This window comes from Micrococcaceae bacterium Sec5.1 (genome assembly GCA_039636795.1).
Lineage (GTDB): Bacteria > Actinomycetota > Actinomycetes > Actinomycetales > Micrococcaceae > Arthrobacter.
The window spans coordinates 2310121-2323427 of the sequence record CP143430.1 but is presented as its reverse complement, the minus strand read 5'-3'; the positions used below and the strand labels follow the sequence as shown (position 1 = coordinate 2323427).

The following is a 13307-nucleotide window of genomic DNA, read 5'->3' as shown; positions in this document are numbered from 1 at the left end:
CAAGGCACATGAACGAACACCGTCGATCGAACCCAAGTGGGATGCGGGCCCTGAACCCGTCCAACCGCTAAGGAGACTTTGTGTCTGATAATTCACTCTCGACAAAGGTTCTGACCAAGAACAGCCAGGAAGACCCAAGAACATTCCTGTTCCGCCTGACTATGATCGCCAGCTTGGGAGGTCTCCTATTCGGCTTCGATACAGGGGTGATCGCAGGAGCGCTGGTGTACCTCCAGGAGGACTTCCAGTTGACTCCCGTTATCGAGGGCCTGGTCGTTACTTCGCTGCTGTTCCCCGGAGCAACCGCAGGTGCACTTCTGGGCGGGCCCATTGCTGACCGGGTGGGACGGAAGAAATCGCTGGTCATTGCCGGCGTGATCTTCGTTATTGGTACGGTCATATGTACGTTGGCTCCCAGCATCGCCATCCTGGTCACGGGGCGCATCGCACTCGGTTACGCCGTTGGCGTCGCATCCGTCGTCGTTCCGCTGTATCTCGCCGAAATGGCGCCGGCTTCGCAGCGCGGCCGGATCGTCACGGTGAACCAGCTCATGCTGGTTATCGGTTTGTTCCTGGCGTTCGTTATCAACGCAGTGCTCGCCAACCTGATCCACGACACGGTCGTTTGGCGCTACATGCTTGGCATCGCTCTTATTCCGGCTGCCGGGCTTCTCGTCGGGATGCTCAGCTTGCCCGACACCCCGCGTTGGTACGCGAGCAAGCAGATGTATGCCGAGGCAAAGCGCACTCTGCAGCGAGCACATCATGCGGACCGGGTCGAGGACGAGTACCGGCAGATCACGGAGATCGTCGAAGCCGACCACCTTGAGGGCAAAATCTCCGTCCTCTCAACCCTCCGCAGCGAACCCTGGATGAAGCGCCTGATCCTCGTCGGGATCATCCTCGCGATCGCCCAGCAGACCACAGGCATCAACGTGGTCATGTACTACGCGCCGACCGTGCTGGAAAGCTCCGGCCTTACGCGCTCCGCCTCGCTGCTCGCTTCTGTGACCGTCGGAATCGCCATGATTGTCTTCACCATTGTCGGGATGTGGATTCTCGGCCTTATGGGACGCCGCAAGATGATGCTGCTCGGGTTCGGCGGGGTTGCGGCCTCGCATCTTGGACTCCTCTTCACCTACCTGCTGCCCGAGTCGATCCTGCGTTCGTACTTGATCCTGCTGTTCATGCTCTTAGTAACGGCCTTTATGGTCACCTTCCTGGGCACCACAGGCTTCCTCGTGCTCTCGGAACTGTTCCCTTTGCCTATCCGGGGGTTCGCCATGGGCGCAGCCCTCGGCGGGTTGTGGATCGCCAACTCTCTCATCTCGTTCCTTTTCCCCATTCTTGCTGAGCGGTTCGGCTCGGTGGCTGTTTTCTCTGGGTTCATGATCCTCAATGTGCTCGCGGCGCTCTTCGCCTTCCGTTATATCCCGGAGACCAAAGGGCGCACCCTGGAAGAGCTCGAGATCGAGTTGCGTGATCGCTACAGCGGTGCGGTTACGGACACGCCGTTGACATAGAACGGCCCTAACAACCCTTTCGGCGCCTTCCGATCCGGCCGCCGAATCAGCTGCTCCCGAGCTTCACCCCTACGACAGAAAGTGATACCCAAGATGACTGAACAAAGGTTCGCCGGAAAGGTTGCCTTCGTAACCGGTGCCGGCAGCGGCATTGGCCGGGCTACGGCGCTGGCATTCGCAACCGAAGGCGCGAACGTGGTGCTGGCCGACATAGATACGGTCGGCAATGACGAGACCGCTCGACTCGCCGCCGAGCATGGCGGGAAGGTCCTGGCCGTAAAGTGCGACGTTACTTCATCCAGTGACATCCAGGCCGCCATCAACCAAACCGTTGAGCAGTTTGGTCGCCTCGACATCGCCTTCAACAACGCTGGTATCGAACAACCCGCAGCACCCCTCGTCGACATCTCCGAGCATGAGTGGTCGAGAATCATCAACATCGACCTGAGCAGCGCCTTCCTCTGCATGAAGTACGAGATCCCCGCAATGCTCGAACACGGCGGTGGCTCTATCGTCAACACCTCATCAGGCGCCGGCGTCATGGGGATACGAGGCCAGGCTGCATACGTTGCCGCAAAGCACGGTCTGATCGGCCTGACAAAATCAACGGCTCTCGACTACGCCGCGCAGGGCATCAGGGTCAATGCTATTTGCCCGGGCATCATCGAAACGCCGATGATGGACAGATTCTCCGGCGGCACCCCGGAAGGACGGGCCCACGTGATCGGTCAGGAACCTGTCGGCAGGATGGGCAGCCCAGAGGAGATCGCGTCGGCCGTACTCTGGCTGTCTTCTGATCTCGGTTCATTTGCAACCGGTCACGCAATGGTCATCGACGGCGGCCAAACAGCAGGAATCTGACATGCCATCCGGCCGACGGCCGGAACTTCATCACCACGGCGTTTTCATTTTGTTTGACGGAATGTCAAAGGGTCATCTGAGAGGAAAGTCATGACCGTAACCGAGCAAAACTTCGCTTTGAGCGAGCAGGCGCAGGATTTCCTGTCCCGCGATGTGCACCACCTCTTTATCGATGGACAGCGGGTCCCTGCGGCGTCGGGAAAGACACTGACCACCACCACCCCGTCCACCGGAGAGTTTCTGGCGCGGTTTGCTTCCGGCGGTGAGGCCGACGTCGACCGTGCCGTCCTCGCTGCACGAAAGGCATTCAAGGGTCCGTGGAGCACCTGGACACCGTACGAGCGCCAGGGATTGCTGACCCGCATCGCCCAGGTCCTTGACGAAAGATTCGAGGAACTGATCCAGATCGAAGCGCTGGACATGGGCGCCCCGATCTCAAGGCTGCGCAACTCCAAGCCCGCCCTGATGAAGATGCTGGCATTCTTCGCCGGACAGGCTACCAACATCTCAGGCGAGACACTGATGAACGGCATCCCCGGCAACGTCGCGACCATGACACTGAAGGCCCCGGTCGGTGTCATCGGCGGCATCATCCCCTGGAACGGCCCCCTCGGCGGTCAGTTCTGGATCATCGGGGCCGTTCTGGCCAGCGGCTGCACCACGGTGCTCAAGCCGGCTTCGGAAGCTTCTCTTTCGGTTTTGCGGGTTGCCGAGATCCTCCACGAAGCCGGCGTGCCCGCAGGCGTCATCAATGTCGTCACCGGCCCCGGCAGCGATGCCGGCAACGCGCTGGCGGCCCACCCCGACGTGGACCGCATCGCTTTCACCGGCTCGACTGAAACCGGCCGGCGCATCATCGAGGCGTCCACGACGAATATCAAAAAGCTGCAGCTGGAACTGGGCGGCAAGTCCGCGGACATTGTGTGCGCGGACGCGGACCTGGACAAGGCCGTTCCCGGCGCCGCAATGGGCGTTTTCGCCAACTCCGGCCAGATCTGTTTCGCCGGGACCCGGGTGCTGGTTCAGCGGTCCATCGTTGACGAGTTCACCCGGCGGCTGCTGGCCTTCATGCAAACCCAGCGGGTCGGCCACAGCCTCGACGACACCGCAACCATGGGACCGGTCATCTCCCAACAGCAGTTGGACACTGTCCTGTCCTACATCGACATCGGCAAGAACGAAGGGGCCGAACTGCTTCACGGCGGCCAACGGCTCGGGGACGAACTCGGCAACGGATACTACGTCCAACCCACCGTCTTCGGTGCCGTGACCAACCAGATGCGCATCGCCCGCGAAGAGATCTTCGGCCCGGTCCTTTCGATCCTGTCCTTCGACGACATCGACGAAGCCATCACCATCGCCAACGACAGCGATTTCGGCCTCGGCGGAGCAGTATGGTCACAAAACCTCTCCACCGCCCTTCAGGTGGTCCACGGCGTGCACACCGGCACCATGTGGGTGAACTGCTACGGCTACATCGACCCCCTGGTCGGATTCAGCGGCACCAAGATGAGCGGCTACGGCTACAAAGGCACCGCCGCACACATGGACAACTACCTCTACACCAAAAGCGTCTACATGCAACTCTAACCGCCGCGGGGCTACGCGTGCAGGTTTTGCTCTGGCTTGCGGAATCTGCACAGGATCGGACTTGGCGGTGCCTGCTGCTTCAATTCGTTGGGGCGGCAGGCACCGCCAGCCGCATCGCTGCGCGGCCTCCACATTGGTACGCAGTATAATAGTCAGCACTACCGGCACCCGTAGTAAAAGTCGCCCATCATCTGAGGCATCTAGAGCAGTCGTTAGCCGGCGCATCGGCCTGCTTGGTAGCCCGCGAACGTGGACTCTGATCGCCCGTTGGCTGGGTGACACAAGGAAAGGGATTGGAGTCACGTCATGGGAGGACGCGGTTCATTGGATGGCGCTGGGGAAAGTATTGCGGCTCCAGATAGCGCTGGGAGTCTGGCAAGGATGCTGAACGTTCTGGACCTGTTCAGTGAAGCTGAGCCTGTTTGGTCAACAGCGGATATTATTGAAGCTCTGGAGACTTCCAGGTCAACGGGATACCGGTACATTAAGACCCTGCATGATGCAGGGCTGCTCACCACGGTGCGTAACGGCTTCTACAGCCTCGGCCCCCGGATCATCGAGATGGACCTGCAGATTCGCCAGACCGACCCATTACTCCTGGCCAGCCATGGCGTGCTCGAGGACCTGGTGGACAAAATCGGGCACTCAGCCCTTCTGTGTACAGCGTTCCGTGACTCCGTCTTGTGCATCGGAGAAGCCCGCGCCCCGAAGAGTCCGGCCAACCGGTTTAGCCGGGGGCAGCGACGGCCCCTGTTCCAAGGGGCAGTATCGAAAGTCATCCTCGCCCATTTCCCCCACCACCGGCTGAAAGCCATCTACGCCCGTCACAGCACTGAAATTGAGGACGCCGGACTGGGCAGCACCTGGAGCGTCTTCCGCAAGACTTTGGGCGAGATAAAGAAAGACGGCTACTTGCTGACCATGGGAGAATTCAACCCCGGCGTCTACGGCCTCGCAGCACCGATTTTCAACGAGCAAAAGGTAGCCTTGGGCAGTGTCGGTGTCGCCTGGGATGAAAAAGCCCGGCGCGACGTGGAGGTCCAGCAAGCGGTCCTCGCTGTCAAGCAAGCGGCATCGACCATATCCGGACGCCTGCTGGGGAACCAACAGAGTCAATAAACCAAAAATTCCACGGCTCCAACACCACAGCCAAAAGGACAACGCGACGCTACATATGCACGGGAATGGCAGCCGAGCATTTAGCTGGCATGTCGTTCGCGCCAACAGGCGGCCCCTGAAGCAATATGTGACGAAGGGCCCATCCGATTCGGCACGTTTTGCACGCCATTAGCGATAACGCGATGGGGGCCAAAAGCCGGTTTCAGCACCCCGCTGATGGGGGTTCTCCTGTGGGGTGGGTTAGCTGCTGTGGGTGTAGCCGCCGTCGCAGGCGATGGTTTGGCCGGTGATGAAGGCAGCGGCGGGTGTGGCGAGGAAGAACATGATGCCGACGAGGTCGGTGGGGACCATTCCGCGGGGGATGCATTGCAGGGACGCGGCGCGTTCGCGGACTTCGGCGGTGGGGTTGACGGTGCGTTCGACTTCGGTGGCGACGCTGCCGGGGCGGATGCAGTTGACGGTGATCCCGTGGCTGCCGAGTTCACGGGCCAGGGAGTTGGTCATGCCGATCAGTGCTGATTTGGAAGTGACGTAGTGCAGGTAGTTCACGGTGCCGCGGGTGACTGCGTCGGATGAGATGTTGATGATACGGCCGAAGCCGGCTTTGCGCATGTGGGCAGCGACTGCTTTGACGCAGAGGTAAGTGCCGGTGATGTTGACCTTCAGTACGTGTTCCCACTGCTCCAGGGGGATCTCGTCGAACGGGCCCTTGTCGATGCTCGCGAAGATCGAGGCGTTGTTGATCAGCACGTCGACCCGGCCCCAGGTTTGGATCACGGTGTCGACCATGGCGGTGACGGACGCTTCGTCGGCCACGTTCACCTTGACGGCCAGGCCTACCCCGCCGGCGTCATGAATTTCCTTCACGACTGCTTCGGCCTTGTCGATGGCAAGGTCGGCTACGACGGCAACGGCTCCGGCTGCTGCGAACTGGCGCGCCAGTTCCCGCCCGATGCCCTGGGCTGCGCCGGTGACAATAACTACCCGCCCCTCGACGCTGAAGTCCCGCGCTGATGCCGGGACGCCGGAGTCATGGGGAATGTGGGTCAGGGGTGTCGTCGTCATGGTCGATTCCTCGTTGGTTTCGCATCGTGATGGTGGTAGAGGCAGTGATGAACAGGGGTTGCCGTCATAAACCCGCATTCACCCGTAACCGCCTAAAGCGGTGTGGGAAACAGGAGCGGCGGAACCCCCTTGCCCTTGAACAATATCCCGCCATGTGGGATAGTGTCAATGGACGGCGGCCGGTTCTGCACGAATTGCAGCGGCGGGCCGGGCGCCCCACCCCCGCGGATCTTGCCGGGGGAATACATCGACTTTGTGTTAAGGAGCAGGACATGCGCGTAAGCAAGGCAGCGGATACTGACATCGAAGCAGTCGGATCCATGCGTGAAGGAGTGCTGGACCAGAAGCACCTGCTGTTCGGTGAGGACGGCTCGCCGAACAATTACGACCTGAACATGGGCCACACCGGCGGCGGCGGGTGGCGGACCCCGCGTCACCGGCACAATTTTGACCAGGTCCGCTACGTGATCAAGGGCCGCCTGCCCTACTCCGAGAACGATTTCCTGGAGGAAGGCTGGGTCGGGTACTTCCCCGAGAGCGTCCACTACGGCCCGCAGGAACGCGCCGAGGGCCTGCGCACCCTGGTCCTGCAGGCCGGCGGCGCCAGCGGCCAGGGCTACCTCTCCGTCGCCCAGCGCGAAGCGACCAACGCCGAGCTGGAAAAGACCGGCGAATTCAAAAAGGGCATGTACACCTACACCGACGCCAACGGCGACGAGCAGACCGTGGACGGCTCCCAGGCGATCTTCGAACACGCCACCGGCGGCAAGCTCGAATTCGCCACCCCCCGCTACGAAGACGTCATCGCCATGAACCCCGACGCCTACGACTGGCTCCCCTCAGCCAACCAGGGCGTGTCCGAGAAATGGCTGGGCACCTTCACCGAGCGCAACTTCCGCATCGGATTCCTCCGACTCGAAGCCCGCGCCGTTTACCAGGCAGGCCAGTTCCCCTCCATCGAAATCCTGTTCCAGACCAAAGGCCAGGTCACCGCAGGAGGAGAAAAATACGGCCCCGAAACCGGCTACGAATTCCTCGCCAACGAAGGCCCCAAACCCCTCGAAGCCATCGAACCCACCGAATTCCTCCGCTTCGTACTCCACACCTTCTAACCACCACAGACCAGCACGGGGCCCACAACGGGCCCCGTGCCCACCCACACAGCCGGGACGGTACTGAGAAAGCGGCGTCCCTCTGCCCTACAAACTGCCAATTCGAATGCAATATGTCCGAATTGAGCTCTGCCAATACCATTCATGACAACGGAGTACATAGTGACGCTTGAAGCAGACGTTCTGGCCGCCTACCCGGCCGAGGTCCCGATCCCTGCTGCGACAGTGGCTGAAGCCTTGGCCACCTCCAACGCGAAAGCCCCCCGGGTGCTGGTGGTGCTTGACGACGACCCCACCGGAACCCAGTCAGTTGCGGACCTACCGGTGCTCACCCACTGGGAAGTTGAGGACTTCATCTGGGCCTTCGGCCAGTCCAAGCCGGCCGTGTACGTCCTGACCAATACCCGTAGCCTGGACCCGGCCGAGGCCGCTTCTAGAAATGAGGAAGTGGTCCGTAACGCCCTCACCGCCGCGGGGTCCCTGGAAAAACTGCGCTTGAGCTTTGTCAGCCGCAGCGATTCCACCCTGCGCGGCCATTACCCGTTGGAACCGGATGTTATTGCCGCCACCGTGGCGGATGTCAGCGGAGAAAAGACCGACGGTGTGGTGCTGGTTCCCGCCTTCCCCGACGCCGGGCGGGTCACCATCGGCGGCGTCCACTACATGCGCGGCACCGGCGAGGCAGCCGGCACCCTCACCCCGGTGTCCGAGACCGAATTCGCCAAGGACGCCACCTTCGGTTTCACCACCTCCGTGATGGCCGACTACGTCCAGGAGAAGTCCAAGGGACGCTTCGCCGCCGAGTCCGTGATTGTGGTGGACCTTAACATCATCCGCGCCGGCGCAGCAGCCCAGGATCCTGCCATCGGTGCACGGATCAGCGCCAAGGCCATCGCCGACGCCGTCGAAGCCGCCGCGGGCTCGACCCCCATCGTGGCCGACATCGTCAGCGAAAACGACCTCCGGGCCCTGTCCCTCGGCCTGGAGGAAGCGGAACGCCGCGGTAAGAAACTGCTGTACCGCGTGGGTCCGCCGTTCGTGCGGGCACGCATTGGTCAGGAGATCCGCGCCGAACTCAGCCGTGCCGAAGCCTACGCCGGCAACACCCCGTCCGAAGCCGGCGGCCTGATCGTCGTCGGCTCCCATGTGGGCGTCACCACGCGGCAACTCAAAGCGCTGACGGAACAGCACAGCGCCGCCCGCATCGTGGAGATCGACGTCGAGAAACTCCTCGCCGCCGAAACCGAAACAGCCGCTGACGCCTACCTGAACCAGACGGTCGATTCCGTCGTCGAGGCCCTCCGCCGCGGCGACGTCATCGTTCACACCAGCCGCCTGCTCATCAAGACGAGCGATCCCACTGAAAGCCTGCGGATCGCACGCACAGTCTCGGCAGCCGTCGTCGCCATTGTCAACCGGACCCTGAAAACCTTCCCGCCGCGATTCGTCATCGCCAAAGGCGGCATCACCTCCTCCGACGTAGCCGCCCACGGACTCGAGATCCGCCACGCAATCGTCCGCGGCCCCATGCTTCCCGGCATAGTCTCCCTCTGGGAACCCGTGGACGGACCCGCCAAGGGCATCCCCTACATCGTCTTCGCCGGCAACGTGGGCGATGACCAGTCCCTCGCCGACGTCACCCGCAAACTCAGCAACGCCTTCTAACCTGGAATTAGGGACGAACATGAACAGCAACTACACCAGCTCTGTCCATGGTCTGCGTGCCGTGGCACTGCCAATGGCCGCGCCCCTGGCACCGATGGAGACCGTCACATCCGCCATGCCGTCCACTGCGGTGAGCAGGCGGGCCGGCTTCACGCTGACTTTCGTCGCCTGGAGCCCTGTGGGAGGCCTGGCAGTCTGATGCGCACCCGACTCGACCACCTGGTCACCTCCGCCCTGCAGCACGGTTCAGCCGTCCCCGCCTTCACCTGCTACGACTTCACCACAGCGCTGGCAGTGGTTAGCGCGGCCGAGGAAGCAGGCCGTGGCGTGATCCTGATGGTGGCCCCGAAGACCGCCGCCACCCCTAACGGCCTGCGACTGTTGGCGGCGTTGCGGGGCCTGGCGGACGCCGCGGACGTTCCCGTGGCAGTCCAGCTGGACCACGCCTCAGACCTCAAACTGATGGCCGACGCCGTTGCGGCGGGGGCGGATTCCGTCCTCGCGGACGGTTCCTGCTTTCCCTACGAGGAAAACATCGCGTTGGTTGTGGCGGCCCGCGCGTTGCTGGGTCCCGATGTAGTGCTGGAAGCGGAGCTCGGTGGCCTCGCCGGAGATGAGGACCGGGCGTTCGGTGCTGATCAGTCCGGGGTCTCCGTGGCTGGTCTAACCGATTCTGCCCAGGTGGAAAGCTTTGTGTCCCGTACTGGCGCCGAACTGCTGGCGGTGGCTGTGGGCAACGTCCATGGCAAGTACAAAGGCGAACCCCAGCTGCGCTGGGATGTCCTGCAAGACATCGCGGTGCAGACCCACATTCCCTTAGTGCTCCATGGCGCGTCGGGCATCCCTGCGGAGGAATTGGTTAAGGCGGCGGCCATGAACGTGGGCAAGGTCAACTTCAATACCGAGCTGCGCACCGGCATCCTGGGCATCCTGCAGGAACAGCTACCAGGACACCGGGCCGACGGTGAGAACCTACAGAGTCTGGTGGGTCATTGGAACATCACAGCCAGGAAATTCGCTTTCAGTGCCCTGGACACCCTCACCCGCTAAACGCACTCATCCCGCCCCCGGGCCTTCCCGTATGGCCGCTGGTTTCTTGCAGAAGTACAGCCCCATGGCTGGAAGGCGTGGGTGCGTCCTGGTTTCCGGTTGCCGGCCTAGTTCAGTTGCAGGGAGCGGTCGAAGCGTTCTGCTTTTCATTCTGTCAGGGTTGCTGGGGTTTAATCAGGATGGAATCCGCGCAGGTCGAGCCTTTTGTTGTCGGCCAGGACCTCGGCGCAGGCGCGGTGCAGCCCGGATCCGTTGCCAGGTCGCCGGGTTCGGCTCCTACAGCCTGGACATGGACCGTGAAACATGAAGACCTCCTAGGCGTTGGCTGTGTGTGATCACTACCAAGCTAAGAGGTCTTCACCTATCCAGCGTGTATCCACGTCCTGACTCAGCGCATGTGGAGAACCGTCGCCTCCCAAGGCCAGTAGATTGTAGGCAAATCATGACTCAAGGTTCAGGGCGATTAGATCCTTCAGGGATGAGGACTGGCGGCAGACGGGGAGAACAAAGTGGCTCCCCCGAAATGCTTACGCAGGGAGTTCCGCGACGCGCTGAGCGAGGTAGTCCACGCCTATACGAGGGCTCGACAGCACTGTCATCTTGGTCTTTTCCTGAAGAACGCCGGCAAGTCGATTCATGGATGCTTGTGCCAGAACGATAATGTCAACGTTTTTCGCAAGATCTGTCGCCTGCTCAGTGATCATGGCGTCGTGCTTTTCGCGGTCCCCCGACATAAGGACTGAGAACGCTCCTTCGCACAAGCGCTGCTCGATCGTAATGCTGCGCCCGATTTCGTCGGCTTTTGCTTGGATCAGGTCTGATGTCGGACCAAGCGTGGTGGGCACGGTGGCCAGGACGCCAATACGGTTACCTTCGCGGGCGGCGCGAATTGCCATCGCCTCGTCAATTTTCACCACTGGGGTGCGAACGTTTTGGGCCGCGACGTCCAGCGCCGGTCCCAAAGAAGAGCATGCAGAGAAGATGATGTCCGCCCCTGCTGCTTCTGCCGCCTGCGCAAGATGGGTCATTCGCGCCTCGCTGTTCCGTGAAATACCTTGCTCGCGCACAACTGTGGCCAAAACGTCAGAGTCTACAAAGTGCATGACTTCAGCATCTGGGATGAGCTCGGCAATGAGGTCATTGATCACAGGCTCGACGGATACGAATACGAAGCTTGTGTGCAGAATCGCGATCTTCTTTGGCATTCTGGTTACTTCCTCTGGGCTGGGATGCCCGACGCGTCTGGCGATGCATCAAGGCTGATCTGGATTGGGTGACTGCAACTAGTTGGAGATGCAGAGCTTTACTTTTTGCGTGTGGCTGTGTGGGTGGGCACGGGGCCCGTTGTGGGCCCCGTGCTGGTCTGTGGTGGTTAGAAGGTGTGGAGTACGAAGCGGAGGAATTCGGTGGGTTCGATGGCTTCGAGGGGTTTGGGGCCTTCGTTGGCGAGGAATTCGTAGCCGGTTTCGGGGCCGTATTTTTCTCCTCCTGCGGTGACCTGGCCTTTGGTCTGGAACAGGATTTCGATGGAGGGGAACTGGCCTGCCTGGTAAACGGCGCGGGCTTCGAGTCGGAGGAATCCGATGCGGAAGTTGCGCTCGGTGAAGGTGCCCAGCCATTTCTCGGACACGCCCTGGTTGGCTGAGGGGAGCCAGTCGTAGGCGTCGGGGTTCATGGCGATGACGTCTTCGTAGCGGGGGGTGGCGAATTCGAGCTTGCCGCCGGTGGCGTGTTCGAAGATCGCCTGGGAGCCGTCCACGGTCTGCTCGTCGCCGTTGGCGTCGGTGTAGGTGTACATGCCCTTTTTGAATTCGCCGGTCTTTTCCAGCTCGGCGTTGGTCGCTTCGCGCTGGGCGACGGAGAGGTAGCCCTGGCCGCTGGCGCCGCCGGCCTGCAGGACCAGGGTGCGCAGGCCCTCGGCGCGTTCCTGCGGGCCGTAGTGGACGCTCTCGGGGAAGTACCCGACCCAGCCTTCCTCCAGGAAATCGTTCTCGGAGTAGGGCAGGCGGCCCTTGATCACGTAGCGGACCTGGTCAAAATTGTGCCGGTGACGCGGGGTCCGCCACCCGCCGCCGCCGGTGTGGCCCATGTTCAGGTCGTAATTGTTCGGCGAGCCGTCCTCACCGAACAGCAGGTGCTTCTGGTCCAGCACTCCTTCACGCATGGATCCGACTGCTTCGATGTCAGTATCCGCTGCCTTGCTTACGCGCATGTCCTGCTCCTTAACACAAAGTCGATGTATTCCCCCGGCAAGATCCGCGGGGGTGGGGCGCCCGGCCCGCCGCTGCAATTCGTGCAGAACCGGCCGCCGTCCATTGACACTATCCCACATGGCGGGATATTGTTCAAGGGCAAGGGGGTTCCGCCGCTCCTGTTTCCCACACCGCTTTAGGCGGTTACGGGTGAATGCGGGTTTATGACGGCAACCCCTGTTCATCACTGCCTCTACCACCATCACGATGCGAAACCAACGAGGAATCGACCATGACGACGACACCCCTGACCCACATTCCCCATGACTCCGGCGTCCCGGCATCAGCGCGGGACTTCAGCGTCGAGGGGCGGGTAGTTATTGTCACCGGCGCAGCCCAGGGCATCGGGCGGGAACTGGCGCGCCAGTTCGCAGCAGCCGGAGCCGTTGCCGTCGTAGCCGACCTTGCCATCGACAAGGCCGAAGCAGTCGTGAAGGAAATTCATGACGCCGGCGGGGTAGGCCTGGCCGTCAAGGTGAACGTGGCCGACGAAGCGTCCGTCACCGCCATGGTCGACACCGTGATCCAAACCTGGGGCCGGGTCGACGTGCTGATCAACAACGCCTCGATCTTCGCGAGCATCGACAAGGGCCCGTTCGACGAGATCCCCCTGGAGCAGTGGGAACACGTACTGAAGGTCAACATCACCGGCACTTACCTCTGCGTCAAAGCAGTCGCTGCCCACATGCGCAAAGCCGGCTTCGGCCGTATCATCAACATCTCATCCGACGCAGTCACCCGCGGCACCGTGAACTACCTGCACTACGTCACTTCCAAATCAGCACTGATCGGCATGACCAACTCCCTGGCCCGTGAACTCGGCAGCCACGGGATCACCGTCAACTGCATCCGCCCCGGCAGCGTCGCCACCGAAGTCGAACGCACCGTCAACCCCACCGCCGAAGTCCGCGAACGCGCCGCGTCCCTGCAATGCATCCCCCGCGGAATGGTCCCCACCGACCTCGTCGGCATCATGTTCTTCCTCGCCACACCCGCCGCTGCCTTCATCACCGGCCAAACCATCGCCTGCGACGGCGGCTACACCCACAGCAGCTAACCCACCCCACACG

At 61.8% G+C, this 13307-nt stretch carries 12 protein-coding genes; 9 read left to right on the top strand and 3 right to left on the bottom strand.

Annotated elements, in window-relative coordinates; all coding sequences use genetic code 11:
* The first annotated feature begins 80 nt into the window (after nt 1–80).
* The 4 genes from VUN82_10740 to VUN82_10725 all read left to right on the top strand — a co-directional run bounded on the left by VUN82_10740 (nt 81) and on the right by VUN82_10725 (nt 5093).
* Nucleotides 81–1523, top strand: a complete 1443-nt coding sequence (locus VUN82_10740) for a sugar porter family MFS transporter (protein XAS74260.1) — start codon at nt 81–83, stop codon at nt 1521–1523.
* Between the two features lie 93 nt (nt 1524–1616).
* Nucleotides 1617–2384, top strand: a complete 768-nt coding sequence (locus tag VUN82_10735; GenBank protein ID XAS74259.1) for a glucose 1-dehydrogenase — start codon at nt 1617–1619, stop codon at nt 2382–2384.
* A 90-nt stretch (nt 2385–2474) separates the two neighbouring features.
* Nucleotides 2475–3974, top strand: a complete 1500-nt coding sequence (locus VUN82_10730; GenBank protein ID XAS74258.1) for an aldehyde dehydrogenase family protein — start codon at nt 2475–2477, stop codon at nt 3972–3974.
* Between the two features lie 381 nt (nt 3975–4355).
* Entirely contained in the window at nt 4356–5093 is a 738-nt protein-coding gene (locus VUN82_10725; protein ID XAS74257.1) for an IclR family transcriptional regulator, read from the top strand.
* A 240-nt stretch (nt 5094–5333) separates the two neighbouring features.
* On the opposite strand, the gene VUN82_10720 is transcribed toward VUN82_10725, so the two are convergent.
* Complete coding sequence (locus tag VUN82_10720) at nt 5334–6158, bottom strand: SDR family oxidoreductase (GenBank protein ID XAS74256.1); 825 nt, start codon at nt 6156–6158, stop codon at nt 5334–5336.
* A gap of 272 nt (nt 6159–6430) precedes the next feature.
* Between VUN82_10720 and VUN82_10715 the strand changes: the two genes are divergently transcribed.
* From VUN82_10715 to VUN82_10700, 4 genes are all read left to right on the top strand, one after another.
* Nucleotides 6431–7270, top strand: a complete 840-nt coding sequence (locus tag VUN82_10715; protein XAS74255.1) for a hypothetical protein — start codon at nt 6431–6433, stop codon at nt 7268–7270.
* A gap of 162 nt (nt 7271–7432) precedes the next feature.
* On the top strand, nt 7433–8935 hold the full coding sequence (locus VUN82_10710; GenBank protein ID XAS74254.1) for a four-carbon acid sugar kinase family protein: 1503 nt from the start codon (nt 7433–7435) through the stop codon (nt 8933–8935).
* Between the two features lie 19 nt (nt 8936–8954).
* Entirely contained in the window at nt 8955–9134 is a 180-nt protein-coding gene (locus VUN82_10705; GenBank protein ID XAS74253.1) for a hypothetical protein, read from the top strand.
* Complete coding sequence (locus VUN82_10700; protein ID XAS74252.1) at nt 9134–9985, top strand: class II fructose-bisphosphate aldolase; 852 nt, start codon at nt 9134–9136, stop codon at nt 9983–9985. Before VUN82_10705 ends, VUN82_10700 begins: the two co-directional genes overlap by 1 nt.
* A gap of 527 nt (nt 9986–10512) precedes the next feature.
* Here VUN82_10700 and VUN82_10695 read toward each other — a convergent pair.
* Both VUN82_10695 and VUN82_10690 read right to left on the bottom strand, forming a co-directional pair.
* Nucleotides 10513–11190 (bottom strand): aspartate/glutamate racemase family protein, encoded by a 678-nt coding sequence (locus VUN82_10695; protein XAS74251.1) that lies wholly within the window; start codon nt 11188–11190, stop codon nt 10513–10515.
* 167 nt (nt 11191–11357) lie between these two features.
* Nucleotides 11358–12197: a hypothetical protein gene (locus VUN82_10690; protein XAS74250.1), complete on the bottom strand. Its 840-nt coding sequence runs from the start codon at nt 12195–12197 to the stop codon at nt 11358–11360.
* Between the two features lie 272 nt (nt 12198–12469).
* Between VUN82_10690 and VUN82_10685 the strand changes: the two genes are divergently transcribed.
* Nucleotides 12470–13294 (top strand): SDR family oxidoreductase, encoded by an 825-nt coding sequence (locus VUN82_10685; GenBank protein ID XAS74249.1) that lies wholly within the window; start codon nt 12470–12472, stop codon nt 13292–13294.
* The last annotated feature ends 13 nt before the right edge of the window (nt 13295–13307 follow it).

Bases quoted from the DNA above. Each gene is read 5' to 3' on its own strand.
- VUN82_10735 (XAS74259.1), top strand. From the start codon at position 1,617: ATGACTGAACAAAGGTTCGCCGGAAAGGTTGCCTTCGTAACCGGTGCC.
- VUN82_10730 (XAS74258.1), top strand. From the start codon at position 2,475: ATGACCGTAACCGAGCAAAACTTCGCTTTGAGCGAGCAGGCGCAGGAT.
- VUN82_10725 (XAS74257.1), top strand. From the start codon at position 4,356: ATGCTGAACGTTCTGGACCTGTTCAGTGAAGCTGAGCCTGTTTGGTCA.
- VUN82_10720 (XAS74256.1), bottom strand. From the start codon at position 6,158: ATGACGACGACACCCCTGACCCACATTCCCCATGACTCCGGCGTCCCG.
- VUN82_10715 (XAS74255.1), top strand. From the start codon at position 6,431: ATGCGCGTAAGCAAGGCAGCGGATACTGACATCGAAGCAGTCGGATCC.
- VUN82_10705 (XAS74253.1), top strand. From the start codon at position 8,955: ATGAACAGCAACTACACCAGCTCTGTCCATGGTCTGCGTGCCGTGGCA.
- VUN82_10700 (XAS74252.1), top strand. From the start codon at position 9,134: ATGCGCACCCGACTCGACCACCTGGTCACCTCCGCCCTGCAGCACGGT.
- VUN82_10695 (XAS74251.1), bottom strand. From the start codon at position 11,190: ATGCCAAAGAAGATCGCGATTCTGCACACAAGCTTCGTATTCGTATCC.
- VUN82_10690 (XAS74250.1), bottom strand. From the start codon at position 12,197: ATGCGCGTAAGCAAGGCAGCGGATACTGACATCGAAGCAGTCGGATCC.
- VUN82_10685 (XAS74249.1), top strand. From the start codon at position 12,470: ATGACGACGACACCCCTGACCCACATTCCCCATGACTCCGGCGTCCCG.